Annotated in this window: 31 protein-coding genes and 1 tRNA gene; 23 read left to right on the top strand and 9 right to left on the bottom strand. The window is 37.8% G+C overall.

Going from position 1 to position 25,864, the window contains the following annotated elements:
* Positions 1-92 precede the first annotated feature (92 nt).
* The 11 genes from AAX18_RS05575 (at position 93) to AAX18_RS05525 (ending at position 6,346) form a co-directional block, all read left to right on the top strand.
* The gene (locus AAX18_RS05575; protein ID WP_230599552.1) at positions 93-380 is read left to right on the top strand and encodes a hypothetical protein; all 288 of its coding nucleotides are present in this window, start codon (positions 93-95) and stop codon (positions 378-380) included.
* A 197-nt stretch (positions 381-577) separates the two neighbouring features.
* On the top strand, positions 578-961 hold the full coding sequence (locus AAX18_RS05570; RefSeq protein WP_046953227.1) for a hypothetical protein: 384 nt from the start codon (positions 578-580) through the stop codon (positions 959-961).
* 100 nt (positions 962-1,061) lie between these two features.
* Positions 1,062-1,901 (top strand): hypothetical protein, encoded by an 840-nt coding sequence (locus AAX18_RS05565; protein WP_046953226.1) that lies wholly within the window; start codon positions 1,062-1,064, stop codon positions 1,899-1,901.
* 171 nt (positions 1,902-2,072) lie between these two features.
* Positions 2,073-2,294, top strand: coding sequence for a helix-turn-helix transcriptional regulator (locus AAX18_RS05560; RefSeq protein WP_005760675.1), 222 nt, complete (start codon positions 2,073-2,075; stop codon positions 2,292-2,294).
* Between the two features lie 89 nt (positions 2,295-2,383).
* Positions 2,384-2,983, top strand: a complete 600-nt coding sequence (locus tag AAX18_RS05555; RefSeq protein WP_230599549.1) for a host cell division inhibitor Icd-like protein — start codon at positions 2,384-2,386, stop codon at positions 2,981-2,983.
* Positions 2,976-3,224, top strand: a complete 249-nt coding sequence (locus AAX18_RS05550) for a hypothetical protein (RefSeq protein WP_046953225.1) — start codon at positions 2,976-2,978, stop codon at positions 3,222-3,224. Before AAX18_RS05555 ends, AAX18_RS05550 begins: the two co-directional genes overlap by 8 nt.
* On the top strand, positions 3,217-3,417 hold the full coding sequence (locus AAX18_RS05545; RefSeq protein WP_046953224.1) for a hypothetical protein: 201 nt from the start codon (positions 3,217-3,219) through the stop codon (positions 3,415-3,417). The genes AAX18_RS05550 and AAX18_RS05545 overlap by 8 nt, the downstream gene beginning before the upstream one ends.
* Positions 3,407-3,613, top strand: a complete 207-nt coding sequence (locus tag AAX18_RS05540) for a hypothetical protein (RefSeq protein ID WP_005629564.1) — start codon at positions 3,407-3,409, stop codon at positions 3,611-3,613. The genes AAX18_RS05545 and AAX18_RS05540 overlap by 11 nt, the downstream gene beginning before the upstream one ends.
* Positions 3,600-4,148: a hypothetical protein gene (locus tag AAX18_RS05535; RefSeq protein ID WP_046953223.1), complete on the top strand. Its 549-nt coding sequence runs from the start codon at positions 3,600-3,602 to the stop codon at positions 4,146-4,148. The genes AAX18_RS05540 and AAX18_RS05535 overlap by 14 nt, the downstream gene beginning before the upstream one ends.
* A 1-nt stretch (position 4,149) precedes the next feature.
* The gene (locus AAX18_RS05530) at positions 4,150-4,593 is read left to right on the top strand and encodes a hypothetical protein (protein ID WP_052748876.1); all 444 of its coding nucleotides are present in this window, start codon (positions 4,150-4,152) and stop codon (positions 4,591-4,593) included.
* Complete coding sequence (locus AAX18_RS05525; RefSeq protein ID WP_046953222.1) at positions 4,577-6,346, top strand: DNA primase family protein; 1,770 nt, start codon at positions 4,577-4,579, stop codon at positions 6,344-6,346. The genes AAX18_RS05530 and AAX18_RS05525 overlap by 17 nt, the downstream gene beginning before the upstream one ends.
* Positions 6,347-6,517: 171 nt before the next feature.
* Here the strand turns inward: AAX18_RS05525 and AAX18_RS05520 are convergent, their stop codons facing one another.
* The 8 genes from AAX18_RS05520 to AAX18_RS05485 form a co-directional block, all read right to left on the bottom strand.
* Entirely contained in the window at positions 6,518-7,744 is a 1,227-nt protein-coding gene (locus AAX18_RS05520) for a tyrosine-type recombinase/integrase (RefSeq protein WP_046953221.1), read from the bottom strand.
* Between the two features lie 187 nt (positions 7,745-7,931).
* A tRNA-Leu gene (locus AAX18_RS05515) sits at positions 7,932-8,017 on the bottom strand.
* A 25-nt stretch (positions 8,018-8,042) separates the two neighbouring features.
* A complete protein-coding gene (gene secG / locus AAX18_RS05510) occupies positions 8,043-8,381 on the bottom strand; it encodes a preprotein translocase subunit SecG (protein ID WP_046939867.1) in 339 nt (112 codons plus the stop codon).
* A 108-nt stretch (positions 8,382-8,489) separates the two neighbouring features.
* Positions 8,490-10,445 carry a DNA topoisomerase III gene (locus AAX18_RS05505; protein ID WP_046953220.1) on the bottom strand — a complete coding sequence of 652 codons (1,956 nt, stop codon included), beginning with the start codon at positions 10,443-10,445 and terminating at the stop codon, positions 8,490-8,492.
* A gap of 15 nt (positions 10,446-10,460) precedes the next feature.
* Entirely contained in the window at positions 10,461-11,063 is a 603-nt protein-coding gene (gene recR / locus AAX18_RS05500; RefSeq protein WP_005626527.1) for a recombination mediator RecR, read from the bottom strand.
* Positions 11,064-11,125: 62 nt separating this feature from the next.
* On the bottom strand, positions 11,126-11,455 hold the full coding sequence (locus tag AAX18_RS05495) for a YbaB/EbfC family nucleoid-associated protein (RefSeq protein ID WP_005629464.1): 330 nt from the start codon (positions 11,453-11,455) through the stop codon (positions 11,126-11,128).
* A 167-nt stretch (positions 11,456-11,622) separates the two neighbouring features.
* A complete protein-coding gene (locus AAX18_RS05490) occupies positions 11,623-12,468 on the bottom strand; it encodes a 23S rRNA (adenine(2030)-N(6))-methyltransferase RlmJ (protein WP_046953219.1) in 846 nt (281 codons plus the stop codon).
* Positions 12,469-12,541: 73 nt separating this feature from the next.
* A complete protein-coding gene (locus AAX18_RS05485; protein ID WP_046953218.1) occupies positions 12,542-15,142 on the bottom strand; it encodes a penicillin-binding protein 1A in 2,601 nt (866 codons plus the stop codon).
* A gap of 99 nt (positions 15,143-15,241) precedes the next feature.
* On the opposite strand from AAX18_RS05485, the gene AAX18_RS05480 reads away from it, so the two are divergent.
* The 12 genes from AAX18_RS05480 to glmS all read left to right on the top strand — a co-directional run bounded on the left by AAX18_RS05480 (position 15,242) and on the right by glmS (position 24,883).
* Positions 15,242-16,039 (top strand): type IV pilus biogenesis protein PilM, encoded by a 798-nt coding sequence (locus tag AAX18_RS05480; RefSeq protein ID WP_046953217.1) that lies wholly within the window; start codon positions 15,242-15,244, stop codon positions 16,037-16,039.
* Positions 16,040-16,549, top strand: a complete 510-nt coding sequence (locus AAX18_RS05475; RefSeq protein ID WP_046953216.1) for a competence protein B — start codon at positions 16,040-16,042, stop codon at positions 16,547-16,549.
* Positions 16,546-17,067, top strand: coding sequence for a competence protein ComC (comC, locus tag AAX18_RS05470; RefSeq protein ID WP_046953215.1), 522 nt, complete (start codon positions 16,546-16,548; stop codon positions 17,065-17,067). The genes AAX18_RS05475 and comC overlap by 4 nt, the downstream gene beginning before the upstream one ends.
* Positions 17,064-17,477 carry a pilus assembly protein PilP gene (locus tag AAX18_RS05465; RefSeq protein WP_046953214.1) on the top strand — a complete coding sequence of 138 codons (414 nt, stop codon included), beginning with the start codon at positions 17,064-17,066 and terminating at the stop codon, positions 17,475-17,477. Before comC ends, AAX18_RS05465 begins: the two co-directional genes overlap by 4 nt.
* Positions 17,478-17,486: 9 nt before the next feature.
* A complete protein-coding gene (locus tag AAX18_RS05460) occupies positions 17,487-18,824 on the top strand; it encodes a type IV pilus secretin PilQ family protein (RefSeq protein ID WP_046953213.1) in 1,338 nt (445 codons plus the stop codon).
* A gap of 12 nt (positions 18,825-18,836) precedes the next feature.
* Positions 18,837-19,523 carry a ComF family protein gene (locus AAX18_RS05455; protein WP_046953212.1) on the top strand — a complete coding sequence of 229 codons (687 nt, stop codon included), beginning with the start codon at positions 18,837-18,839 and terminating at the stop codon, positions 19,521-19,523.
* Positions 19,524-19,598: 75 nt separating this feature from the next.
* The gene (gene nfuA / locus AAX18_RS05450; protein WP_046953211.1) at positions 19,599-20,195 is read left to right on the top strand and encodes a Fe-S biogenesis protein NfuA; all 597 of its coding nucleotides are present in this window, start codon (positions 19,599-19,601) and stop codon (positions 20,193-20,195) included.
* 68 nt (positions 20,196-20,263) lie between these two features.
* Positions 20,264-21,061: an NAD(+) diphosphatase gene (gene nudC, locus AAX18_RS05445; RefSeq protein ID WP_046953210.1), complete on the top strand. Its 798-nt coding sequence runs from the start codon at positions 20,264-20,266 to the stop codon at positions 21,059-21,061.
* 32 nt (positions 21,062-21,093) lie between these two features.
* Positions 21,094-21,684 carry a YjaG family protein gene (locus AAX18_RS05440; protein ID WP_046953209.1) on the top strand — a complete coding sequence of 197 codons (591 nt, stop codon included), beginning with the start codon at positions 21,094-21,096 and terminating at the stop codon, positions 21,682-21,684.
* Between the two features lie 137 nt (positions 21,685-21,821).
* Positions 21,822-22,094, top strand: coding sequence for an HU family DNA-binding protein (locus tag AAX18_RS05435; RefSeq protein WP_046953208.1), 273 nt, complete (start codon positions 21,822-21,824; stop codon positions 22,092-22,094).
* Positions 22,095-22,221: 127 nt separating this feature from the next.
* Complete coding sequence (locus AAX18_RS05430) at positions 22,222-22,995, top strand: DeoR/GlpR family DNA-binding transcription regulator (protein WP_046953207.1); 774 nt, start codon at positions 22,222-22,224, stop codon at positions 22,993-22,995.
* Between the two features lie 55 nt (positions 22,996-23,050).
* Positions 23,051-24,883, top strand: a complete 1,833-nt coding sequence (gene glmS, locus AAX18_RS05425) for a glutamine--fructose-6-phosphate transaminase (isomerizing) (protein ID WP_046953206.1) — start codon at positions 23,051-23,053, stop codon at positions 24,881-24,883.
* Positions 24,884-25,061: 178 nt separating this feature from the next.
* Here glmS and AAX18_RS05420 read toward each other — a convergent pair.
* Positions 25,062-25,864, bottom strand: an 803-nt coding sequence (locus tag AAX18_RS05420; RefSeq protein WP_046953205.1) for a transferrin-binding protein-like solute binding protein, incomplete at its 5' end; no start/stop codon positions are given.

The following is a 25,864-nucleotide window of genomic DNA, read 5'->3' as shown; positions in this document are numbered from 1 at the left end:
AAAGTCAAGTTTACACTGAATGAGGTTATATATTTATGGAGCTATTAATAAGAATATTTTTAAGGCTTAAAATAACTTAACGAGTTGAATATATGATTAGATGTAAAGAGGCTAAGCAGAATTTACTATTATCGGCAGTAAAGCACTATAAAAAAAACAACCACACTTTTACCTTTATCAGTCTTTATGATAACGAAGAACCTTATCCAATAGAAGAAGTTATTTATGCTTTAAGGTGTAAATGTGATGCAGCAAAACGAGAAATAGACAGCCGACCAAACAGCCCTAATATGGAAGTATTAGAAACAATTTACCATATCGCACACAAAAATCTTGAAGATATGAAGAAGGCCAAAAGTCGAATTGAGCAAAAAGCATAAAAATGAACCCCCGCATCTCACAACGTGGGGGTTTTTATATCAATATATCCATCACTACCATTTTGCTAAATTGGCTCACGCCAATATAGCTATTTAATTATACTGCAAAGCAATCAGTGCCGAAATATCCGTAGCTTAACGCATCTAAACTTTGATAAAATAGAGCAAGAAACAAACAGAACGACAAGGGGGAAAGAATGATTAAATCCGTTTTATCCGCATTTGGTTCATTTGTATTTTCTGCTTTAGATTTTTTGTTATTTTTAGCCATATTGCTTTTTGTTGGCTTGTTGGTTTTCATCTTTTGGCCAATATTAAAATGGCTTTTACTGGCTTTTCTAATAGGCGCTATCGCCTTCTTTTGTTATCTAATATACAAGATAAAAGAGAAACCAAAACCGCTAGAACAAGACGAAACATTATCCAGCTGGGCAGAACAGGAATTACAACGCCCTATCATTCAACGGATTTTACAAAAACAAGAGGAAAATAAACCGTTCATTAGCGGAACAATAACGCATATTGGAAATGACGGAAAAGAAACTCGATTAGGCAATATCACTATCAATTTAAAAAAATAATTAATCAAATAAAGCGCATCTAGGCTGATCCCCGAAAGCAAAGCACCTTACTTTGTTGATGCGCTCCTACCAATAAGGGCAAATGCGAAAGGGGTATTTTATGAAAGAAAAAGAAGATTTTTTTACAGATATTAGAAGAACGTTAGGTAAAAAAATTAGCAGTGAATTATCTCGCCTTGCCTATGAAATAGAAGAATTGCTTTCTAATCTAACCCTAAAAGAAATTAAAGACACTCAAGCATGGATAGATGAAACTATTGATATGTATTATCAAGAAGAGTTGGATAATGCGATAAAAAATGCAATGGAATTTGTAGAATATGAAGAAGATGAAGATGGCTATTATTCTTCATACAATCCATATCTAACCATGATCACTAAGGATGAATATGGGCCCGATATTAATTTAATTATGGAAGATTTTAATGTTGAAACAAGAGATTCAGATTATGATTCTTCTACTTTAGAATGGTTATTGGAAATAAATTATAGAGATACCGGATTAATAGATGGAATTAAAAATTATCAAATTATGGCTATCATGGCTTTAGACTATATAGATAGATTTATAAATGGAGATAGTTTTTTTAAAGATAATAGTTTTAATAACGATAAACAATATCAAGCATTCTGGATTTATATTGCCGCAAAAGATATGAAGTACTCCTTAGAAGTTGAGACGATTAAACTGGATGTCCAAAAAGAAATTAAAAAGAAAGCAGCAGATGCGAGACACCGTGAAAATAAAAGAATGAAGGAAATGGTGATAAATAAATGGAAAAGTTATAAAAATCAAAAATTAAAAGAAGGAAAAACACCAAGCAAAAATGCTTTCGCAGAAAGAATTTTCAAAGAGCTGCAAACTGCTAATAAGAAAGATTCAAATGTAAAGGCCTATTCATTAAAGACAATTAGAACAAATTGGTTACAGGGAATCTAATATCCCCTCCTAGCATAGGATATATCCGTTTCAATAAAGCCCTATCTTTTATCGCATAGGGCTTTATTCATGCCTAAAAATTTTTATTACTCTATCTCTCGTAACGTTACGCAACCAATCGAGTTATTAAATAGCTCAATGTCATTAATCAACAATTATAGAGGTTACGAGATGAACGAAGCTCAAAAATTAAATCTGAAATTAAACCCACAACAAAAACTAATCTCTGGTGAAACCGCTTGCCATATTGTTGGCTTTGGTCGCACCAAACTCAACGAGCTTGTAAAAGCTAAGAAATTCCCTCAACCAATCCGCTTTTCACAAAACTTTGTCCGTTGGGATTTAGAAGAAGTGAATCAATGGATTGAAGAACAGAAGGCTGCACGTGCTTAATAGAAAAGACGCCATAGTGAGGAAAAAGAAACTATGGCGTAACTAGAAACGTATTTAAACAAGCAATTAAATTCAAACAGGAAATTAAAATGAACTTAATTCATAAATATTATATCAATAATGAAAATTTTTACAACTTAAACCCTTTACAAAGTGCGGTGAAATTTGGCATTATTTTCCCGCAATTAGAAAAAGTGATTGCCAGCCGTGGAAAGCTGAATTTAATAAAGGCGAACGATAGCACGCCACAAAACCGTGCTTTTTTTGTTCGTAACATTCGCACACCTCAAGAATATGCGGATTTTGTTTTCAATCTAAATCCGATCATTCTCTCAATGGTAGAGCGTAATGAGCAGTCTTTGACTGGCTGTCTTCCTTTATTGGCAGTTTTCCACCTTGTTACGCTCTACCGCCCGACCGTGGAAAGTCTAGCGGTAGTTCCTAAAAATCAAATAAAGGACACCGCAGAAATGATCTACAAATTTCTTTGCGTCAATCGCACACAATCGCATTTTAACTTATGCGTCATATCCCTTAATTCTACCACCGAAGAACAGGCACGTTTGAGCCTATCTGCTGATTATCGTTTTATTGCGGTGGTGGCGAGAATCAATCCTCAAAATGACCGCACTTTAGCCGCACTTCCTACCCTTTCAACCTCTGCTGCAATGGAGGTGGCACATGGCTAACCGCATTATCCAAGTAGAACAATGCCAGATTAATTTGTTAAAGCTCCAGATGGATGGATTAAGTCAATTAGAAAGCATGTTATTGGCGTTATATATCAACCCTGATGTGTTCGATGAAATGGATTCTTTTGATATTGCCTACACTATCAAAGGTATTAAGAACCTATTGAGCTATATCAAGGTTGATATGGAAGAACGCATAGCTTTTATTGAAGGTTTACAGGAGGAAAGCAATGACTGAGCAAGTAAACCTACCTTATCAATTAATCTTTGTTTATGACGATGGCAGCCAATTCATAGCGGGCAAATATGGCACGCTTAGAGAGGCGTTACAGGCAAAAATCAGATGTAAGCACGAAATAGGACAAGCCGATATTTGCAGCCGAGTGTTAGAAGTGATCTCGGTTTTGAAAGGGGAAGACAATGAAAGCTAAAAAAATCAAAGCATTCAAAGCACCATATACACCGACACCCGAGCAGTTAGAGAAATCTTACAAACGGATTAAACAATTCTTAGCCTTTGCAGAAGATTATCTACACTCTGGACACTACAAAGGTCTGGCGGCATCAATCGAACAAATCAAGAAAGCAGCAACAATTAGAAAGGTGGCACAACATGAAACCAAGTAACCCAATGCAACAACTTCAACAATGGAAAGCGAACAACGGCAAAAGTAACAAGCTCAAAAATGAGCTCGTTAAAAGTGCCAACCAGCCCAATTCTGGACTGGTTAAAAATACGCAAGGAAACGTAGGTAGCGAGACCAAAAACAAATATCAAGGGAAACTATGTGCTAATCCATTAGCCTTTAAATGTAGCCAGCTTACACGCCAATTCAAACTGATTTTAGATAGCAACCGTAAATGTTTAGAAGTCTATCCTGATGACTTCCATCACAAAATCAAGTTTAGAGATGAACTTACTGATCTAGTGGTGAGATTAAAAACAGGCGGAAAGTTATTTAATGAAATGGTTAAGGCGCAAGGTGCAAAACTTAGCTCAAATAACCAAGAAACAATCAGAAACTTTAATCAAGCTAATGACTACTTAATCCATAAGTTCGGTGAAGTGATAAAACAGATTGAGCAGTTACAAGTTGAATATGTTAATTCTGTGGTTTTACTCAAAAATGAGAAAAACTTAATCGTTAGTGAGGGTAAATAAGATGGATATGAATCAAAAACTAGACTATTCGAAATTAAGTGCTCTCGAATTAAAAGCGATCGCAATGAGTTATCGAAATATGCTTGAAAATAAAGGTGAAACCTTTCATTCGTCTTTACCTTATTTAAGTGGAGCAATAGAAGTATTAGCTGAGGAATTGGCTGATTGTCCAGCAATGAATATTGATGAATTAAAGATTCTTCATGATGAACTCTTAATGGTCAATAAGCATTTATTACAAATGGCACCGAAACCACCTTCATCTAATCCAGAAGAAATAGTAGCAACTTTAACTAATGATGAGATTATTGATGGATTGCTGAAAAATAGCATAGCGCTCTCTTTAGTTAAAACCTTTAAATACTTTCAAGAGGTGATTGCTGACCGTATCAATGCTATTGAAAACGGAGTGATTAAAGGGGTGAATAATGGCACGATTAATTAATGCACCGCACCTTGCGGATCAAATTCATGAACCTTACTCTGATATTTTTATTCTTGCTGGGCGTAAAGCCTGGCAAGCATGGGATAATGGAAAGGGTGAAGAATGGCTCTTGTTATGTTCTTTAATTCACGGATTAGACAGCACTATAAAACCAGTTATTCTTGCTGAAAAACAATTAGAGAATATTTCTTCTATTCGCATAGTAAAAGAAGATCAACAATCAGTAAAACTTATTCAATATGGTGAACTAGCACAAGCTGAAATAACGGCTATTTGTCAAAACTTAGCTAAAAACTCTAATGCGATAGATGTCAAACTTCTTGATGCAGCAGCGCAGACTAAAGAAGATTTAAGTGCTTATATTCAACGCTTACGCAATGATAAAGAGACTGCAGATCTCGCAGAGCAATTAGCACCGCCAGAGAAATTAAAAGAAAAAGACGGAACGAACAAAAAATCACGAGCCTTTCAAAAGTGGTTAAATTTAGATATGGCACTACAGCGTGGTTGCAGAGAAATCTATGCTTATGATGGTAAAACGTGGAATAAACAAGAAAATGATGATTTGGAAGAGAAAGCAGTTAAATTTCTTGATGAAAATGAATTTAACTACAGCGATTCTACAATTGATCGGTTAATCAAGACATTAAAAGCCCAATTGCCAAGAATGGGAGAAATGTCTAACGATTTGATAGCCTTTGAGAATGGTGTGTTAAATCGCAATACAATGGAATTTGAATCGCATAATCGGCAAAACTGGCTAACCTCTTGTATTCCTCATAAGTATGATAAGCATGCTACAGATACACCGCACTTTGACAAATGGTTGAGCTTTGTATCTGATGGAAACAAAGAGAAAGCAAGAAATATTCTAGCCGTTTTATATGCGATCTTAACCAACCGTTATAACTGGCAAATGTTCTTTGAAATTACAGGAAAAGGGGGAAGTGGGAAATCTGTGTTTGCCAGTATCGCCACTTTATTGGCTGGTGTAAAAAACACTGCATCAAGTAACTTAGAAAAGTTTGATGATGAGCGCGGACTATCTGGACTTGAAAATAAAACGCTGATTTTATGCCCTGAGCAATCAAAATATGCTGGAGACGGCAGCGGTTTAAAATCTATCACTGGAGGGGACACTGTAAGGGTGAGATATAATTATCAAGATCCATTTGATGTAAAAATCACGGCTCTAGTTATGCTGATAAATAATAGGCCTTGTTCATTTACAGAGCGTTCTGGTGGAGTTGATCGAAGACGTGTTATTTTTGACTTCAAAAAGATAGTACCAGAAGATGAACGTGATCCGCATTTTATGGATAAAATCACTCTAGAAGTGGGCGGAATTATTCGCAAGGTGTTTGATTCATTCCCTGATCCAAGTGATGCGAAAAAGGCTTTAAAAGCACAAATGGAAAGTCAGGAGGCGTTAGAAGTAAAAAAACTATCTGATCCACTTACAGATTTCTTTGGTTATTTCTACACGACAGAACAAACAGATGGGCTTTTTATTGGTGTTACAAACATGGGATTAGACAAAATAAGAACGCACCTTTACCCAGCATATTTAGCCTATACAAAGGCGATGAATATCGGTGAATTAGGGCTGAACAATTTTGTAATTGGGGTTGAGCAAGCCTTAAAACAGAATGGCAATAAACATGATTTCATCAAGAGACATACCAAAACTGGACGCAGGACAAATATCCATTTTAAGGATTTTGATAGTTTTCGAAATGAAATGTTTAGTTAAAAATAGCGGGTTAAATCCCGCTTTTTTATTGAGTGTTCACCTTTTGGTGAAGACTTGGTGAAGGGTTAAATGGGTGGCCTTCACCACTTAAATCATTGATTTACAAATAAAAAACACCAAAGGTGAAGAGGTGAAGACTAAAACCTATAAAAAACTTTTTTAATATACTAATTATAAATTTAAGTTCATTCCGCAAGATTCACAATAATCACCGATAAGCTGCATTATGGGTTTTCTTTCTTCTAAATAATTATATCGATTGTAAGTATTTTCTAAGTCGTCTCCGCCTTCTAATAAATGAGAGAGAATAGTTTCAGATACATTGCGTTCAACTTTATGAGAGGCTAAGAATGTTTTAATAAACGCACGGATGCCGTGAGCAGTTAATTTATCTTTATAGCCGATACGTTTTAGAGCAACATTTACGGTGGCTTTATTCATGGGTTGATTTTTTGATGAGCGGCCAGCAAAAACAAAAGAGCTATTTTCTGAAAACAGTTTCATCACTTCTAAAAGCTGAATAGCTTGTGAAGATAAAGGCACAGTATGCGGTCGTTTTTTGTCTGCTTGTCCTTTCATTTTTTCTTTGGGGATATTCCATAGCTTATTATCAAAATCAATTTCTGACCATTCCGCATTTACCGCCTCTTTTGGTCGTAATGCAGTTAAGAATGACCAACAAATTAATAAATAGGTTTTTTTCCCTATACGAGCATTTTCTAAGTCTTGGAATAATTTTGAGAGTTCATCAAGTTTAATAGTGGGATGTGGTGTAGAGGATTTTATATAGAAGTTTTTCACGGCCAATCTGCAGTTATGGCTTTCTATGATACCTTTTGTTATTGCATGATCCATAATTGCGCCGACAAGCTGGTGGATTTTTTTGAGTGTGTTACTTCTATCTGCTATTTTTTCATAAATGCTAACTAACTCTTTTACTTTTATTTCTGATACATGCTTATCTCCAATATAAGGGAAGATATGATTTTTCAATCGTTCCCAATTCTTTTCTCGTGTTTCTGGATTTTTAGCTTTTTCTTTGTAGATACCATTAAAGTAACTTTCTGCAACAGAATGGAACGTATCTTTTAAACGGTTTTCATATTCTTGTTGGATGCGGATTTTTTCTTCTTGTGGATCGATACCTTTCGCAAGTAACGCACGATATTCTTCACGTTTAGCACGAGCATCTGCTAATGATAATTCTGGATAACCGCCTAAGGCCATTTTTGTTCTTTTCCCAGTGAGCGGTCTAGCGTAGTTAAATCGCCAGCTTTTAGAACCACTAGGTAAGATTAGCAGCAATAAGCCCTCACCATCAGATAGGGTATATTCTTTCTCTTTTGGTTTAGCATTTTTGATTTCAGTCGGAGATAAAGGTTTTACTATTCTGGCCATCTTGTAATTTCACTGATAAGGTTTTAGTAACCATTATAAGTTTTGGTTACTATTTTGGTTACTAAAATTTGCGATTAAAGACAATTAGAGACGATTAGATATGAGGGGTGAAAGTGCTATAAACCCTTGTGAAACCTGGATAAAACAAAACCCCGCGATTAGTTTCGCGGGGCTTTGTTTAGTCAAATGGTGCTCTGGGCGAGACTTGAACTCGCACGACCTGTGGTCACTACCCCCTCAAGATAGCGTGTCTACCAATTCCACCACCAGAGCGTTAATTTTTTATGCTAATCCTATTTTATTGTGGGATGTCGCTATTTTTATTGTCTTTCGCTGGAGCTGCTTGTTGTTGAACTTGCTCGGCAGCTTGTGATAAATCGTCAAAAGCACCTTTTTGAATATTGCCTTTATGTGAATTCATGTTACCTAAAACAAGAGCAATAACAAAAAATGCGGTTGCTAAAATCGCGCTAGTACGTGTTAAAAAGTTACCTGCACCAGCAGAGCCAAACATTGTACCTGATGCGCCACCACCAAAAGATGCGCCAGCGTTCGCTCCTTTACCTTGTTGAACGAGAATAAACCCGATCAAGGCAATCGCGACAACAACATAAATAAATAAAAGAACTTGATACATTTTTTCTCTCTAATTTGCAATTTTGCAAGAAAACTGGTCGTGAATGTTATAGAAAATTCAATTTTCTCGCAAGTGCTTTGCATAAAAAAAATATTAATTGGTTTAACTTTAATCAGTTTGACCGTTTGATTTACTCGATTTTTTTACCGCACTTTTAGGTTTCGCTCTATCGGATTTAATCATTTTAATGCGGCTTAATTGTCTTAATGCATTAAGATCTACAAAACGGACTAAATCAGGCAACATTTGATTCAAGTTATGCATAAATTGCTGATAGGTTGCTTGTTTTTGACTAATGTCTGTGAGTTGCGATTCCCAATGAGCCGTCATGTCTGGTTGGGTGGCAATATCTGGTAATGCCTGAATTAAAATTCTTCCTGTTTCCGTGCTATGAATATTTCGCCCTTTTTTCGTTAAAAAACCGCGTTTAAAAAGTAATTCAATGATGCCAGCGCGAGTAGCCTCTGTGCCCAATCCATCGGTTTCTCGCAGGATTTTTTTTAGATCTTTATCCTGTACAAACCGTGCAATCCCCGTCATTGCTGAAAGTAAGGTTGCATCGGTGAAAGGCTTTGGTGGCTGAGTTTTTTTACTCATCACTTCTCCTCGTTCACAATGCAAAATTTGTCCTTTCTTTACTATTGGTAATAAGGGTTCTTGATTTTCTGTTTCGTCTTCTTTGCCTAACAATTCTTTCCACCCAGCCGTTTGTAAATTTCGCGCTTGAGCTATAAAAGTACCTCCGGAGATATTTAATGTGATTTTGCTTTTACGATATTCTGCGTCAGGACAAAATTGCATTAAATATTGGCGAGCGATAAGGTTGTAAATATTACGTTCTTCTTGTGTTAGATTTACTGGGCGATTTTTGGCAGTCGGAATGATTGCATGGTGAGCCTCTACTTTTTTATCATTCCAACAGCGATTTTTTTGTTCTGTTGAAATAACATTTGGTAAGCGTTGATAAGCTTCACAATGGGTTGAAATTGCATTTAGTACATTGTGTCGTTCGGCAAAATGTTCTTCGGGCAAATAGCGACAATCAGAACGCGGATAAGTAATTAAACGATGAGTTTCATATAGGCGTTGGCACGTATCTAATACGGCTTGAGCGGACATGCCGAATCGCTTTGCTGCATCAATTTGTAACGCAGAAAGGGAATAAGGCAAGGGCGCCGTTTCTTTTTCACGAACGTCTTTGTATTCGGTTACTTCTGCAGGTTGATTTGTAATACGTTTTACAACGTTTTCTGCTAATCCTTTAGAGAGCACCCTGCCGTCATCATCTTGGTAATCTTCACAAGCTTTGCTAGGTTGCCATAAGGCACTAAAAAGTGCGGTTGATTTCTCCTGAGTTTTTTCTTCTTTATTCTCTGGATTAATCCAAGCTAGTACTTCAAAAAAGTCTTTGGGTTGGAAGTGTTCAATTTCCAAATCTCGACGTACAATTAAGCCTAACACTGGGGTTTGCACTCGCCCAACCGAAAGCACGCCATCATAGCCAGTTTGTCTGCCACGAATGGTATAGGCTCTGGTCATATTAATGCCATAAAGCCAATCGGCGCGAGCTCGTGCGAGTGCTGAGGTAGCAAGAGGAATAAAGTTACGGTTGGATTGTAATTTTTTAACCGCTTTTTCTACCGCACTTGGATTTAGGTCGCTAATCAAGCAGCGTAAAATTTTATCGCGTTTTTCGGCAGATAAATTGGCATAACTGAACACTTCATCTACAAGTAATTGTCCTTCTCTATCAGGGTCTCCTGCATTAATGAGTGTATCAGCTTGATGGATTAGTTTTTCTACCACGGAAAGTTGTTTTTTTACTTCTTTTCGCGGTAAAAGTTGCCATTTTTCTGGAATGATTGGGAGATGTTCTAAACGCCATTGTTTGAATTTAGGATCATAGGCATCGGGTTCTGCTTGCTCGAGCAAATGCCCTACACACCAAGTTACCACATCATTATCGCCACATTTAATAAAACCATCCCCACGTTGATGGGGCTTTGGGAGCACGTCAGCAATAGCGCGGGCTAAGCTTGGTTTTTCGGCGATAAATAAACGCATAATGGTATGAGAAGATTAGTCGATTTGACGACGACCAAGAAAAGAGTGAGTAAGCGTTGTGCCGTCCACAGTTTCCAGTTCACCACCGACAGGAATACCATGAGCGATACGACTCACTTTGATATTATGTTGGCGGCACATCTCAGCGATGTAGTTTGCTGTTGCGTCGCCTTCCACTGTTGGGTTTGTAGCAAGAATCACTTCGTGGAAAGATTCTTCTACTAAACGTTTTTGCAGTAAATCTAAGCCAATTTCACGAGGTCCAATGCCATCAAGTGGTGATAAGTGTCCCATTAAAACAAAATAACGTCCTGAAAATTGCCCCGTTTGCTCAATCGCTTGAATATCTGCTGGCATTTCAACGACACAAAGCAAACCTGAGTTTTGACGGCGTGGATTATTGCAAATGTTGCAAGTGTCTTCTTCCGTAAAGTCTCGACATTGTGAACAATGGCCAATTTTAGACATGGCTTCTGTGAGTGCTCGCGCTAAATTCATTCCACCGCTACGATTACGCTGTAAAAGATGATAAGCCATACGTTGCGCAGATTTAGGCCCTACGCCAGGAAGACAACGTAAGTTTTCAATAAGATGTTCTAAAAGTGGGCTGCTTTGCATAGTGATTTAATGAGAGGAAACTGAGAGATGACGCGAGAATCTTATATTCACGCGCCTAATAATTAAAACGGAAACTTCATTCCCGGAGGTAATGGCATTCCAGCGGTAACCGATGCCATTTTTTCTTTTTGTAATTCTTCTGCACGACGTACCGCATCGTTAAAAGCGGCCGCGATTAAATCTTCTAACATTTCTTTATCGTCTTCCATTAAAGACGGATCAATGTCAATGCGACGGCAGTTATGTGCACCATTAATTGTGATTTTCACTAAACCTGCACCAGATTCACCCGTTACTTCTAGTTGCGCGATTTCTTCCTGCATTTTTTGCATTTTTTCTTGCATTTGTTGGGCTTGTTTCATTAAGCCGCCTAAACCGCCTTTTCCAAACATAATGTTATCCTTTATTAAGTCAAAATTGCGTGCATTCTAGCGAAAAAATGGGCTTTTGGGAACAGTGGGGTTAATGATTTGGGGTATTTAAAATCTCAGAAAATTTCACCGCACTTTTGAAGTAAAGTGCGGTGAAATTTAGTAGGGTTTAGAATGGGAAGAGATGGTTATTCTGGTGTAATCCATTCGACAATCCAGCTTCCTGTACCTTCTGGAACTAATGTTTTTGTGAGATAAGGCAAAATTTCTTTCATTTGGGTTTCTAATGTCCAAGGTGGATTAATTACCACCATACCGCTTGCCGTCATACCTCGTTGATCGCTATCAGGGCGAACAGCGAGCTCAATTTTTAGAATTTTTCTAATCCTCGTTGCTTCTAATCCCTTAAAAATACGTTTAGTTTGTTGACGTAATACAACAGGATACCAAATCGCGTAGGTACCAGTGGCAAAACGCTTATAGCCTTCTTCAACGGCTTTGACAACAAGATCATAATCTTCTTTTAATTCATAGGGCGGATCGATTAGCACCAAGCCACGGCGTTCTTTTGGAGGTAGCGTTGCTTTGACTTGTTGAAAGCCATTGTCACATTTTACGGTGACATTTTTGTAGTCGCTAAAATTATTTCGAAGGATTGGATAATCGCTAGGATGAAGTTCAGTCAATAGTGCGCGATCTTGTGGGCGCAACAATTCAGCAGCAATTAACGGTGAGCCAGCGTAATAACGTAGTTCTTTGCCACCATAATTGAGTTTTTTGATTATTTTTACATAACGTGCAACATCTTCGGGTAAGTCTGTTTGATCCCACAGACGTCCAATACCTTCTTTATATTCCCCTGTTTTTTCTGATTCGTTTGAGGATAAACGATAACGACCTACACCAGAGTGTGTATCCAAATAAAAAAAGCCTTTTTCTTTAAGTTTAAGGTTTTCCAAAATAAGCATTAAGACGATATGTTTTAAGACATCAGCATGATTGCCCGCATGGAATGAGTGACGATAACTCAGCATAATATATCCTTTGTTTAATAACGAAGGCGAGCCAATTGACTCGCCTGATTATGCACTTAAAGTGCGGTCATTTTTAGAAGAGTTCTTCTGGTTGTGCAGCAGGCGTTGGCGTATTACCTTCATTATTTAAGCGTTGCTGTAACTCTGTAGGAACATAATAACCACGCTCTTGCATTTCCGAAAGATAGGTGCGTGTCGGTTCAGTACCTACAATAAAGTATTCTTTTCGTCCACCAGATGGAGAAAGCAAACCTGTCATAGTATCAATACTTTTTTCCATAATTTTGGGTGGTAATGGTAATTTACGTTCTGGTTTGTCGCTCAATGCAGTTTTCATGTAAGCGACCCAAGCTGGCATTGCAGTTTTTGCACCTGCTTCTCCACGCCCAAGTACACGTTTGTTATCATCAAACCCGACATAAGTTGTGGTTACTAAGTTTGCACCAAATCCTGCATACCAAGCCACTTTTGAACTGTTGGTAGTACCTGTTTTTCCACCTATATCGCCACGTTTAATCGTTTGTGCGATACGCCAGCTAGTTCCTTTCCAGTCTAAACCTTGTTCACCATAAATCGCAGTATTTAAGGCGCTGCGGATTAAAAATGCTAACTCACCACTGATTACTCGAGGGGCATATTCAGTTTTAGATGAACCATTTTTTGCATCCGCCATTAAATTAATCGCATCTTCTTTAAGTGCGGTGACATTCGACTGTAATTCTGGCAATTCAGGCACAGTTTCAGGTTGTTGATCAACTTCTTCACCGTTTGTACTGTCATCTGATGGTTTTAAGGCATTTTCACCTAAAGGAATATTCGCAAAGCCGTTGATTTTATCTTTCGTTTCACCATAAATCACAGGGATATCATTACACTCAATACAAGCAATTTTAGGGTTTGCAACAAATAGATCTTTACCCGTGTTATCTTGAATTTTTTCAATGATATAAGGTTCAATGAGGAAGCCTCCATTATCAAACACCGCATAAGCTCTAGCCATTTCTAATGGTGTGAAAGAGGCTGCGCCAAGCGCTAAGGCTTCACTTGCAAAATATTGATCACGTTTAAAACCAAAACGTTGTAAAAATTCTGCTGTGAAATCAATACCTGCCGTCTGGATAGCACGAATAGCAATCATATTTTTGGATTGACCTAATCCTACGCGTAACCGCATTGGACCATCGTAACGATCAGGTGAGTTTTTTGGTTGCCACAATTTTTGTCCTGGTTTTTGAATAGAAATTGGGCTGTCTTGTAATACGCTAGAAAGCGTTAAGCCTTTTTCTAATGCTGCAGCGTAAATAAATGGTTTGATAGAAGAACCCACTTGAACTAAGGATTGTGTCGCACGGTTGAACTTACTTTGTTCATAGCTAAAGCCACCAACAATGGCTTCAATCGCACCATTATCTGAGTTAAGAGATACTAACGCAGAGTTAGCTGCTGGAATTTGTCCTAATTGCCATTCACCATTAGTGCGTTGACGAATCCAAATTTGCTCACCTACTTTTACGGGATTACTTCTACCAGTCCAACGCATTGCATTAGTGGAGAGCGTTATTTTTTCACCTGATGCTAATAATAGATCCGCATCACCTTTTGCCATTCCAACCACTGCTGCTGGAATAAATGGGTTAGAATCTGGCAATTTACGTAAAAACGCTAGAATACGCTCATCATCCCAAGCAGCTTCATTTTTTTGCCATAAAGGCGCACCACCACGATACCCACGACGCATATCGTAATCAATTAAGTTGTTACGTACGGCTTTTTGAGCTTCCGCTTGGTCTTTTGAAAGTACAGTGGTAAATACTTTATAACCACTGGTGTAGGCATTTTCTTCACCAAAACGGCGAACCATTTCTTGGCGTACCATTTCAGTGACATAATCCGCACGAAATTCAAATTTTGCACCATGATAACTCGCGATGATTGGCTCTTTTAATGCGGCATCATATTCTTCTTTGCTTATGTATTTTTCATCTAACATTCGGCCTAGCACCACATTGCGGCGTTCTTCAGAACGTTTTAAAGAATAAAGCGGATTCATGGTTGAAGGTGCTTTTGGTAAGCCTGCGATAATGGCCATTTCTGATAAGGTCAATTCATTTAATGATTTACCGAAATAGGTTTGCGCAGCCGCTGCAACACCATAAGAACGATAGCCTAAAAAGATTTTATTTAAATAAAGCTCTAAGATTTCTTGTTTGGTGAGGGTATTTTCAATTTCCACCGCAAGTACTGCTTCACGAGCTTTACGAATTATAGTTTTTTCTGGAGTTAAGAAAAAGTTACGCGCTAATTGTTGGGTGATCGTACTTGCACCTTGTGATGCGCCACCATTATTCACTGCAACAAATAACGCACGTGCAATGCCGATAGGGTCTAATCCGTGATGATCGTAAAAACGACTGTCTTCCGTCGCTAAAAATGCATCAATTAAGCGTTGTGGCACATCTGCTAATTTCACTGGAATACGTCGTTGCTCACCCACTTCACCAATTAATTTACCATCGGCCGTATAAATCTGCATTGGCTGTTGTAATTCAACGGTTTTTAATGCTTCTACTGAAGGCAATTCTGATTTTAGGTGGAAATACAGCATTCCGCCTGCGACTAAACCTAAAATACATAAAGTTAATAGGGTGCTAAATATTAATTTTGCGATCCGCATCGTAAAATTCTCGCTTCGTTAATGAATATTCTTGTCAAGAGACCTATGATTTGGTCTGCTAAGTATAAAAGATTCAGCCTTTAAAGAATAGGAAAGAATATGCAATTCTCCTTGAAAAATCACCGCACTTTACAAATCGGCGTTCATCGTAAGCAGGGTTATTTTGATTTTGTGTGGTTTGATGAACTTGAACAGCCACAATGTTATCAAGCCTTTGTCAATGAGCGTGATTTTAAAAATCGTTTTTTGCGACATTTAAAAACACAATCTCAAGGTAAAACCTTTTCTTTGCAGTTTGTGGCAAGTATTTCTGCTCACTTGACTTGGTCGAAAGTATTAATGTTGCCGCAAATATTAAATGCTCAAGAATGTCATCAACAATGTAAATTTGTGATTGAGAAAGAGTTGCCCATTCCTTTAGAGGAATTGTGGTTTGATTATATTTCTACTCCGTTAAAGCAAGGTTTTCGTTTAGAGATTACAGCAATTCGAGAGGCGAGTGCGCAAACTTATCTGCAGGACTTTCAACCATTTAAAATTAATGTGTTAGATGTTCTTCCTCATAGCATCTTGCGTGCATTTCAGTATTTGTTGAATGAACAAGTGCGGTCAGAAAATACCTTATTTTTATTTCAAGAAGATGACTATTGTTTGGCGATTTGTGAAAGATCTCAGCAATCGCAAATTTTACAATCTCACGAAAATTTGACCGCACTTTATGAGCAATTTACCGAACGTTTTGAAGGGCAACTTGAACAAGTTTTTGTGTATCAAATTCCCTCAAGTCATACACCATTACCAGAAAACTGGCAGCGAGTAGAAACGGATTTACCTTTTATCGCACTTGGCAATGCGCTGTGGCAAAAAGATTTACATCAACAAAAAGTGAGTAGCTAAATGTCGATGAATTTATTGCCTTGGCGTACTTATCAACATCAAAAGCGTTTACGTCGTTTAGCTTTTTATATCGCTTTATTTATCTTGCTTGCTATTAATTTAATGTTGGCTTTTAGCAATTTGATTGAACAACAGCAACAAAATTTGCAGGCACAGCAAAAGTCTTTTGAAAAATTTAATCAACAGCTTCATAAAACTACCATACAAATTGAACAGTTACGCAGTGCGGTGCAAGTTGGTGAAGTTTTGCAATCTCTCACGAACGGGCAAGTTCAAAATAGTTTGCAACGATTAAGTGAATTGCCTCTTCAGAAAGGCGAATTAAACCGATTTAAACAAGATGGTCATAACTTAAGTTTGGAAGGTCGAGCGCAAGATCAAATGGAGTTTGAGTCGGTACATCAATTTTTAAAGCAATATTTCCCCAATGTGAAATTAAGTCAAGTTCAGCCTGAGCAACATACATTGTTTTTTCGCTTTGATGTGGAAGAAGTTGGAGAAGATAAGTGAAAGCCTTTTTGAACGATCCTTTTACTCCTTTTGGAAAATGGCTAAGCCAGCCTTTTTATGTGCACAGTTTAACTTTTTTATTGCTATTAAGTGCGGTGATTTTTCGTCCCGTTTTAGATTATATCGAGGGGAACTCACGTTTCCATGAAATCGAAAATGAGTTAGCGGGGAAACGTTCAGAATTGTTGCATCAACAGAAAATTTTAACCTCTTTACAGCAGCAGTCGGAAAGTCGAAAACTTTCTCCGGAACTGGCTGCACAAATTATGCCTTTGAATAAACAAATTCAACGTTTAGCTGCGCGTAACGGTTTATCTCAGCATTTACGTTGGGAAATGGGGCAACAGCCCATTTTGCATTTACAGCTTACAGGGCATTTCGAAAAAACGAAAACATTTTTAACCGCACTTTTAGCTAATACGTCACAGCTTTCTGTAAGCCGGTTGCAATTTATGAAGCTCGAAGACAGCCCATTGCAAACCGAGATCATTTTTCAGCTAGATAAGGAGACAAAATGAAATATTGGTTTTACCTGATTATATTATTTTTTATGAATTGCAGTTGGGGACAAGATCCTTTCGATAAAACACAGCGTACCCATTCTCAGTTTGATAACGCACAAACAGTAATGGAGCAGACAGAAATAATTTCCTCAGATGTACCTAATAATCTATGCGGAGCTGATGAAAATCGCCAAGCAGCTGAAATTCCTTTGAACGCTTTAAAATTGGTGGGCGTAGTGATTTCTAAAGATAAAGCGTTTGCGTTATTGCTGGATCAGGATTTGCAAATTTACAGCGTTTTAGAGGGCGTTGATGTAGCTCAAGAAGGATATGTTGTAACAAAAATCAATCAAAATAAAGTTCAATTTATGCGTAAGTCTGGTGCTCAATGTGATAGTACTGAACAGAAAGAATTAAGTTTTTAAAGGAAGATTATGAAGAAATATCTTTTAAAGTGCGGTTATTTTTTAGTGTGTTTTTGTTTTCCATTAATCGTTTTTGCTAACCCCAAAACTGATAACGAACGTTTTTTTATTCGTTTATCGCAGGCTCCTTTAGCCCAAACACTGGAGCAATTAGCTTTTCAACATGATGTAAATTTAGTGATGGATGAGACGTTAGAAGGCAATATTTCGTTGAAATTAGACAATATTGATATGCCACGTTTGCTACAAATAATTGCTAAAAGTAAGAAGCTTACTTTGAATAAAGATGAGGGTATTTATTATCTTAATGGAGAGCAACCAGGCAAAGGTCAAATTGCAGGAAATCTTACTACAAATGAATCGCACTTAGTGAGTCACACGGTAAAACTCCATTTTGCTAAGGCCTCCGAGTTAATGAAATCTTTAACCACAGGAAGTGGCTCTTTGCTTTCACCAGCTGGGAGCATTACCTTTGATGATCGCAGTAATTTACTGGTTATTCAGGATGAACCTCGTTCTGTGCAAAATATTAAAAAATTAATTTCTGAAATGGATAAGCCTATTGAGCAGATTGCTATTGAAGCGCGTATTGTGACAATTACGGATGAAAGTTTGAAAGAACTTGGCGTTCGGTGGGGGATTTTTAATCCAACGGAAAATGCTGCGCGTGTAGCGGGCAGCTTAGCCGGTAATGGCTTTGAAAATATTGCGGATAATCTTAATGTAAATTTTGCGACAACGACGACACCTGCTGGCTCGATAGCATTACAAGTCGCGAAAATTAATGGTCGATTGCTTGATTTAGAATTGAGCGCTTTGGAGCGTGAAAATAATGTGGAAATTATCGCAAGTCCCCGCTTACTCACTACGAATAAGAAAAGTGCGAGTATTAAACAGGGTACAGAAATTCCTTATGTTGTGAGTAATACTCGTAACGATACGCAATCTGTGGAATTCCGTGAGGCGGTGCTAGGTTTGGAAGTGACGCCACATATTTCTAAAGATAACAATATTTTGCTTGATTTATTAGTGAGCCAAAACTCTCCAGGTTCTCGTGTCGCTTATGGACAAAACGAGGTGGTTTCTATTGATAAGCAAGAAATTAATACTCAAGTTTTTGCCAAAGATGGGGAAACTATTGTGCTTGGCGGCGTGTTCCACGATACGATCACGAAAAGCGAAGATAAAGTGCCAGTACTTGGCGATATACCTGGCATTAAACGATTGTTTAGTAAAGAAAGTGAAAGACATCAAAAACGTGAGCTAGTGATTTTTGTGACATCGCATATTTTAAAAGCTGGAGAAACATTAGATGCGTTGAAACAAAAAAGTGCGGGCAAAAAATAACTTTTTTAGACGATGAATTTTTTTAATTTTTGCTGTATCCACTGTCGTGGCAATCTTCATATCGCAAAAAATGGGCTATGTTCATGTTGCCAAAAACAAATTAAATCTTTTCCTTATTGCGGACATTGTGGTGTGGAATTGCAATATTATGCGCAGCATTGTGGTAATTGTCTTAAACAAGAACCTAGCTGGGATAAGATGGTCATTATTGGGCATTATGTTGAGCCACTTTCTATATTGATTCACCGTTTTAAATTTCAAAATCAATTTTGGATTGACCGCACTTTGGCTCGGCTTTTATATCTTGCGGTGCGTGATGCTAAACGAACACATCAACTTAAATTGCCAGAAGCAATCATTCCAGTGCCTTTATATCATTTTCGCCAGTGGAGACGAGGTTATAATCAGGCAGATTTATTATCTCGGCAATTAAGTCGTTGGCTGGATATTCCTAATTTGAATAATATCGTAAAACGCGTGAGACACACCCATACTCAACGTGGTTTGAGTGCAAAAGATCGTCGTCAGAATTTAAAAAATGCCTTTTCTCTTGCCGTTTCGAAAAATGAATTTCCCTATCGTCGTGTTGCGTTGGTGGATGATGTAATTACTACTGGTTCTACACTCAATGAAATCTCAAAATTGTTGAGAAAATTGGGCGTGGAGGAGATCCAAGTGTGGGGGCTAGCGCGTGCTTAATATAAAGCACTGGAAAAAAAAGCGTGATGGGCGTATTATTCCTGATACTTTCTCTCAAGTATTTAGGACATTATTATGGAACAAGCAACTCAGCAAATCGCTATTTCTGATGCCGCACAAGCGCATTTTCGAAAACTTTTAGATACCCAAGAAGAAGGAACGAATATTCGTATTTTCGTCGTTAATCCTGGCACCCCTAACGCGGAATGTGGCGTATCTTATTGCCCACCGAATGCCGTGGAAGAAAGTGATTTTGAAATGAAATATGATACTTTTTCTGCATTTATTGATGAGGTCAGTCTGCCTTTCTTAGAAGATGCAGAAATTGATTATGTTACTGAAGAGCTTGGTGCGCAACTTACCTTAAAAGCACCAAATGCCAAAATGCGTAAGGTGGCTGATGATGCGCCATTAATTGAACGTGTTGAATATGTGATACAAACTCAAATTAATCCACAGCTTGCAAGTCATGGTGGACGCATAACCTTAATTGAAATTACTGAAGATGGTTACGCAATTTTACAATTTGGTGGTGGCTGTAATGGTTGCTCAATGGTGGACGTTACGTTAAAAGATGGCGTAGAAAAACAACTTATTAGCCTATTCCCTAATGAATTAAAAGGTGCAAAAGATGTAACCGAACATCAGCGTGGAGAGCACTCTTATTATTAGTGAGTGGTAAAAAGAAGATTTATAATAACCGCACTTTTGAAAGTGCGGTTATTTTTATGGAGTAAAAAATGAAAACACTTCATCCAGATGATTTTGGTTATTGGTTGGTTACTCAAAGTTCGAATCTTTATTTGCTGAATAATGAGTTGCCTTGTGGTACGGCTAAAACCCTTGGAATAGAAGGATTGCAGGCAATGCAAATCGGTGAATGGAAAAATCATCCGTTATGGCTTGTGGCTGAGCAAGAAAGTGATGAACGAGAATATGTAAGTTTGCGAGGATTACTTTCACTGCCAGAGGATGAATTCCATGTATTAAGCCGAGGTGTGGAAATTAATCATTTCCTAAAAACTCATAAATTCTGTGGAAAGTGCGGCCATAAAACACAACAAATTCAAGAAGAACTCGCTGTGCAATGTACTCACTGTGGGTATCGCACTTATCCTGTAATTTGCCCATCCATTATTGTTGCAGTTCGACGTGGCAAAGAAATATTACTTGCTAATCACAAGCGTCATTATCACCCGAACGGAGGAATGTATACTACTCTTGCTGGTTTTGTAGAGGTCGGTGAAACATTTGAAAAATCGGTGCGGAGAGAGGTTTTTGAGGAAACCGGGATTTTGATAAAAAATATTCGTTATTTTGGTAGCCAGCCTTGGGCATTTCCAAATTCTCAAATGGTCGGTTTTCTGGCTGATTATGAGAGCGGTGAAATTACTTTGCAGGAAAGTGAAATTCATGATGCGCAGTGGTTTTCTTATGATCAACCCTTGCCAGAATTACCGCCAACAGGTACTATCGCTCGCAAATTAATTTATGTGACGCTTGAACTCTGTAAAGCGGAAAATAAATGCGATTCATAAATATTCCAACTCTTACGAATTAAGGAAATAAGATGCGAAACCCGATTCATAAACGTTTAGAAAACTTAGAAAGTTGGCAACATCTTACTTTTATGGCTGCTTTATGTGAACGTATGGCACCAAATTTCAAATTGTTCTGTCAAATGAACGAGCTTAACGCTGAAACCAAAACGTATCAAAATATTCTTAATTTGGTGTGGGAATATTTAACGGTTAAAGATGCGAAGATCAACTTTGAAAATCAGTTAGATAAATTGGAAACGATTATTCCTGATGTGAATGATTACGAGAGTTTTGGTGTTGTGCCAGCGTTAGATGCTTGTCAGGCTTTAGCTGAAATTTTACATGCTATTATCGCGGGTGAAACATTAGAAAGAGCGGTGGAAATGAGTTTAATTTCTTTAGGTACGGTAACGAGTTTATTGGAGACTGAAACGGAGCGAGATTGGTCGGAAAGTGAACTTAAAGAAAGTGAAGATATTCAAGCTGAACTCGATGTGCAATGGCAGATTTATCGTTTACTTAAAGAATGTGAAAAACGTGATATTGAATTAATTTTAGATTTAAAAAATGAGATCCGAGCCGAGGGGATATCTAATATTGGTATAGAATTTCATCAATAACGTGAGATTCGTCACAAATTTTATAAATCTTTCTTTTAATTAAGAGAAAGTTAGATTATCCTTTGCACAGCTTTTGCGGCTGGTCCGCTGGCGTATTTTAAATAGTCAAATTTTTATTTAACAGAAGGTACAAATTTATGAACAAAACAGATTTAATTGATGCAATTGCAAGTGCTGCAGAATTAAACAAGAAACAAGCTAAAGCTGCATTAGAAGCTACTTTAGACGCGATTACTGCAAGCCTCAAAAAAGGTGAACCTGTACAATTAATCGGTTTCGGTACATTCAAAGTAAATGCACGTGCTGCACGTACTGGTCGTAACCCACAAACTGGTGCTGAAATTAAAATCGCAGCATCTAAAGTGCCAGCATTTGTATCTGGTAAAGCATTAAAAGATGCAATCAAATAATTAACATTTGAATGATTTTAAACCCTGCCAATTAGCAGGGTTTTTTGTTACCTAAAATTTACTTTACAAAACAATATTCTTTAAATAAACTTTCGAAACGAAATTTATTGCATTTAAGGATAGCTTTATGAAAAAAAGTAGCCAGCCTCGTAATACTAAACAACGTCGCCATACAATTATGCAACTTTTGCAAGAACAGGGTGAGGTGAGTGTAGAACAGCTCGTGCAGTTTTTTGATATATCTGAAGTGACTATTCGTAAAGACTTAAGTGCGCTAGAAACAAATGGTTTTTTATTGCGTAAATATGGCGGCGCAATTTTAATGCCAAAAGAAATTATGGATGAAAACGAAAATGATGAACTTACGAAACGAAAGTTTGTCATAGCGAAAGCCGCCGCCGAACGTATTCGTGATCATAACCGTATTATCGTAGATAGCGGAAGTACTACGGCGGCTCTGATTAAGCAACTTAACTTAAAACAAGGCTTAGTTGTAATGACGAATTCACTTTCGGTAGCAACAGAATTGAGAGCATTAGAAAATGAGCCAACGTTGCTGATGACTGGTGGAACTTGGGATACTCGTTCGGAATCATTTCAAGGAAAAGTAGCAGAGCAGGTGCTACGTTCTTACGATTTTGACCAACTTTTTATTGGTGCCGATGGCATTGATTTAGCGCGAGGTTCTACGACTTTTAATGAACTTGTAGGATTAAGCCAGGTGATGGCGGAAGTTTCTCGCGAAGTCGTTGTGATGGTGGAATCTCAGAAAATTGGTCGAAAAATGCCAAATTTAGAATTAACTTGGCAACAAATTGATGTGCTTATTACTGATACAGGATTGTCAGAACAAGATAAACAAGCCATTTTAGCTCATGGCGTAGAAGTAATTTGCGTATAAAGTGCGGTTAAAAAAGTAGACGTATTTTTTATTTAATTAACAATAAGGAAAACTTATGTGTGGTATTGTCGGCGCGGTAGCGCAACGTGATGTAGCGGAAATCTTAATTAATGGTTTACATCGTTTGGAATATCGTGGTTATGATTCTGCAGGCGTTGCAGTGGTAAATGAACATCATGAATTACAACGCGTGCGCTGCTTAGGTAAAGTTAAAGCATTAGATGAGGCGGTATCGGAGAAACCATTGATTGGTGGTACAGGGATTGCGCATACGCGTTGGGCGACGCATGGTGAACCATCAGAAACCAATGCTCATCCCCATGCGTCAGGCACTTTTGCAGTAGTACATAATGGTATTATTGAAAATCATGAAGAACTTCGAGAATTATTAAAATCTCGTGGTTATGTTTTTTTATCGCAAACCGATACTGAAGTGATCGCTCACCTCGTTGAGTGGGAAATGCGTAGTACGGATTCACTTTTAGAAGCTGTGAAAAAAGCAGTAAAACAACTCACGGGCGCATATGGTATGGTGGTAATGGACAGCCGTCATCCTGAACATTTAGTTGCGGCTCGTTCTGGTAGTCCGCTAGTGATTGGCTTAGGTATTGGTGAAAATTTCTTAGCTTCAGATCAACTTGCACTTTTAAGTGTTACCCGCCGTTTTATCTTTTTAGAAGAAGGGGATATTGCAGAAATTACACGTCGTACAGTTGATATTTATGATACTTACGGAAATAAAGTTGATCGCGAAGTTCACGAATCTAATCTTGAAAATGACGCAGCAGAGAAAGGTAAATTCCGTCATTTTATGCAGAAAGAAATTTACGAACAGCCAACCGCACTTATCAATACAATGGAAGGGCGTATCAATCATGAAAATGTGATTGTCGATTCAATCGGTAATGGTGCAAAAGGCATTTTAGAAAAAGTTGAGCATATTCAAATTGTTGCTTGTGGTACATCCTATAATGCAGGTATGGTGGCGCGTTATTGGTTTGAATCTTTGGCTGGAGTGAGCTGTGATGTTGAAATTGCATCAGAGTTTCGTTATCGCAAATTTGTTACCCGTCCAAATAGCTTATTGATTACACTTTCTCAATCTGGCGAAACAGCCGATACTTTAGCCGCACTTCGTTTAGCGAAAGAAAAGGGCTACATGGCAGCATTAACAATTTGTAATGTTGCTGGATCTTCACTAGTTCGCGAATCAGATCTTGCATTTATGACGCGTGCCAGTGTTGAAGTTGGGGTGGCGTCAACAAAAGCATTTACGACACAGCTCGCTGCGTTATTAATGTTGGTGACGGCACTTGGTAAAGTTAAAGGTCATATTTCTGCAGAAAAAGAGCATGAGATTATCAAAGCAATGCAATCTTTACCTGCAGAAATTGAAAAAGCGTTAGCTTTTGATACAGAAATTGAAGCATTGGCTGAGGATTTTGCTGAAAAACATCATGCGCTTTTCTTAGGTCGTGGAGCATTTTATCCAATAGCAGTAGAGGCCTCTTTGAAATTGAAAGAGATTTCTTATATTCATGCGGAAGCGTATGCGGCGGGAGAATTAAAACATGGTCCATTAGCGTTGATTGATGCCGATATGCCGGTAATTGTTGTGGCGCCAAATAATGAATTATTAGAGAAAGTAAAGTCGAATATTGAAGAGGTTCGTGCTCGTGGTGGCCAATTATATGTATTTGCCGATAAAGAAGCGGGCTTTACACCAAGTGAAGGAATGAAAATCATCACGATGCCAAAAGTCAATGATATCGTTGCACCGATTTTTTATACCATCCCAATGCAGTTGCTTTCTTATCATGTGGCTTTAATTAAAGGTACTGACGTAGATCAACCTCGTAACTTAGCGAAGTCTGTTACCGTAGAATAAAGTGCGGTTGATTTTAAGATAAGTTTAAAGCACGGACTTAACGCCCGTGCTTTGCTATTTTAGTTAAACAAAAAGGATTAGGTTTGTAAACTATAAAACCTAATCCTTGAATTGAATGGATATAACCTTGTTGGGGCAAGGTTATATTTCCTTTTTATGATTTATAAATTACTGACTGTTATTTTTTAATCCCACCAAATGCACCACGGGATTTATCTGCTTCATTAGTAAATAAACCTGTCATTTCTTGGGCATTTTCACCGAAGAAACCGCCTTGAGTTTTAATACCATTCACTTCACCCGCAAAACTGTTTCCAGTGATTTTACCACCAAAGTTCATTTCTGGTACGAAATTAGGTTTTTCTTTGATATTAATATCAATAACTTTGTTAGCAAAATCTGCTGTAGCAGTCATTCCAGTTCTTTGACTATCATCCCCATCTTTCTTATAAGCAGCACCGCCATCGTACTCTACTTTGCCTGCTGTCGGGATTTGTGCTAGTGCTGTTGGATTTCCTTGAGCGTAGAAATATTGATTATCAGTTAAATTATGAAAATATGTACCAAATGCACTAGACTGAAAATCAGAATTACTTAAAATACTCTGCCCCTCTTTTACCATATGATATGGGTCACGGTATTCATCGTCCCAGCCATCTGGATCTATATTAGCTCTTCTAACAACAGGCACATACACAAATCTACCGTCTTTATCTCTAATTGCTAGATCACGAATGTCATTTGTTAATGCAGAATTTAACTCATTTTTCTCAAGATTTATTGTACCACCAGAAATAGTATCTTTCATTTCCCCACTAATACCACCGAAAACTTTATCACTTAGAGGAATACGGGCTTTTTCATCAGCTTGTAAATTTTCAAGTTTTTTTAATCTCTCTTCGGCAGCTTTTAGAGCCTCTTCAGCGGCTTTTTTCTCTGCTTCAGCCGCTTTTTTCTCTTCTTCAGTTTGCTGACCGTTTG

The sequence above is a fragment of the Haemophilus haemolyticus genome (assembly GCF_001008205.1).
GTDB lineage: Bacteria > Pseudomonadota > Gammaproteobacteria > Enterobacterales > Pasteurellaceae > Haemophilus > Haemophilus haemolyticus_Q.
Note: the sequence above shows the minus strand (reverse complement) of the source record. Positions and strands in the feature narration are given on the sequence as shown.

What these genes read in the sequence shown, in the direction of transcription:
- AAX18_RS05435 (WP_046953208.1), top strand. Translation starts at nt 21,822, where the DNA reads ATGAACAAAACAGATTTAATTGATGCAATTGCAAGTGCTGCAGAATTA.
- nudC (WP_046953210.1), top strand. Translation starts at nt 20,264, where the DNA reads ATGAAAACACTTCATCCAGATGATTTTGGTTATTGGTTGGTTACTCAA.
- AAX18_RS05505 (WP_046953220.1), bottom strand. Translation starts at nt 10,445, where the DNA reads ATGCGTTTATTTATCGCCGAAAAACCAAGCTTAGCCCGCGCTATTGCT.
- AAX18_RS05495 (WP_005629464.1), bottom strand. Translation starts at nt 11,455, where the DNA reads ATGTTTGGAAAAGGCGGTTTAGGCGGCTTAATGAAACAAGCCCAACAA.
- AAX18_RS05560 (WP_005760675.1), top strand. Translation starts at nt 2,073, where the DNA reads ATGAACGAAGCTCAAAAATTAAATCTGAAATTAAACCCACAACAAAAA.
- AAX18_RS05540 (WP_005629564.1), top strand. Translation starts at nt 3,407, where the DNA reads ATGAAAGCTAAAAAAATCAAAGCATTCAAAGCACCATATACACCGACA.
- AAX18_RS05475 (WP_046953216.1), top strand. Translation starts at nt 16,040, where the DNA reads ATGTCGATGAATTTATTGCCTTGGCGTACTTATCAACATCAAAAGCGT.
- AAX18_RS05480 (WP_046953217.1), top strand. Translation starts at nt 15,242, where the DNA reads ATGCAATTCTCCTTGAAAAATCACCGCACTTTACAAATCGGCGTTCAT.
- AAX18_RS05575 (WP_230599552.1), top strand. Translation starts at nt 93, where the DNA reads ATGATTAGATGTAAAGAGGCTAAGCAGAATTTACTATTATCGGCAGTA.
- AAX18_RS05570 (WP_046953227.1), top strand. Translation starts at nt 578, where the DNA reads ATGATTAAATCCGTTTTATCCGCATTTGGTTCATTTGTATTTTCTGCT.
- AAX18_RS05535 (WP_046953223.1), top strand. Translation starts at nt 3,600, where the DNA reads ATGAAACCAAGTAACCCAATGCAACAACTTCAACAATGGAAAGCGAAC.
- AAX18_RS05550 (WP_046953225.1), top strand. Translation starts at nt 2,976, where the DNA reads ATGGCTAACCGCATTATCCAAGTAGAACAATGCCAGATTAATTTGTTA.
- secG (WP_046939867.1), bottom strand. Translation starts at nt 8,381, where the DNA reads ATGTATCAAGTTCTTTTATTTATTTATGTTGTTGTCGCGATTGCCTTG.
- AAX18_RS05545 (WP_046953224.1), top strand. Translation starts at nt 3,217, where the DNA reads ATGACTGAGCAAGTAAACCTACCTTATCAATTAATCTTTGTTTATGAC.
- AAX18_RS05460 (WP_046953213.1), top strand. Translation starts at nt 17,487, where the DNA reads ATGAAGAAATATCTTTTAAAGTGCGGTTATTTTTTAGTGTGTTTTTGT.
- AAX18_RS05485 (WP_046953218.1), bottom strand. Translation starts at nt 15,142, where the DNA reads ATGCGGATCGCAAAATTAATATTTAGCACCCTATTAACTTTATGTATT.
- AAX18_RS05440 (WP_046953209.1), top strand. Translation starts at nt 21,094, where the DNA reads ATGCGAAACCCGATTCATAAACGTTTAGAAAACTTAGAAAGTTGGCAA.
- AAX18_RS05465 (WP_046953214.1), top strand. Translation starts at nt 17,064, where the DNA reads ATGAAATATTGGTTTTACCTGATTATATTATTTTTTATGAATTGCAGT.
- AAX18_RS05430 (WP_046953207.1), top strand. Translation starts at nt 22,222, where the DNA reads ATGAAAAAAAGTAGCCAGCCTCGTAATACTAAACAACGTCGCCATACA.
- AAX18_RS05555 (WP_230599549.1), top strand. Translation starts at nt 2,384, where the DNA reads ATGAACTTAATTCATAAATATTATATCAATAATGAAAATTTTTACAAC.
- recR (WP_005626527.1), bottom strand. Translation starts at nt 11,063, where the DNA reads ATGCAAAGCAGCCCACTTTTAGAACATCTTATTGAAAACTTACGTTGT.
- nfuA (WP_046953211.1), top strand. Translation starts at nt 19,599, where the DNA reads ATGGAACAAGCAACTCAGCAAATCGCTATTTCTGATGCCGCACAAGCG.
- AAX18_RS05565 (WP_046953226.1), top strand. Translation starts at nt 1,062, where the DNA reads ATGAAAGAAAAAGAAGATTTTTTTACAGATATTAGAAGAACGTTAGGT.
- AAX18_RS05525 (WP_046953222.1), top strand. Translation starts at nt 4,577, where the DNA reads ATGGCACGATTAATTAATGCACCGCACCTTGCGGATCAAATTCATGAA.
- AAX18_RS05530 (WP_052748876.1), top strand. Translation starts at nt 4,150, where the DNA reads ATGGATATGAATCAAAAACTAGACTATTCGAAATTAAGTGCTCTCGAA.
- AAX18_RS05490 (WP_046953219.1), bottom strand. Translation starts at nt 12,468, where the DNA reads ATGCTGAGTTATCGTCACTCATTCCATGCGGGCAATCATGCTGATGTC.
- AAX18_RS05520 (WP_046953221.1), bottom strand. Translation starts at nt 7,744, where the DNA reads ATGGCCAGAATAGTAAAACCTTTATCTCCGACTGAAATCAAAAATGCT.
- glmS (WP_046953206.1), top strand. Translation starts at nt 23,051, where the DNA reads ATGTGTGGTATTGTCGGCGCGGTAGCGCAACGTGATGTAGCGGAAATC.
- AAX18_RS05455 (WP_046953212.1), top strand. Translation starts at nt 18,837, where the DNA reads ATGAATTTTTTTAATTTTTGCTGTATCCACTGTCGTGGCAATCTTCAT.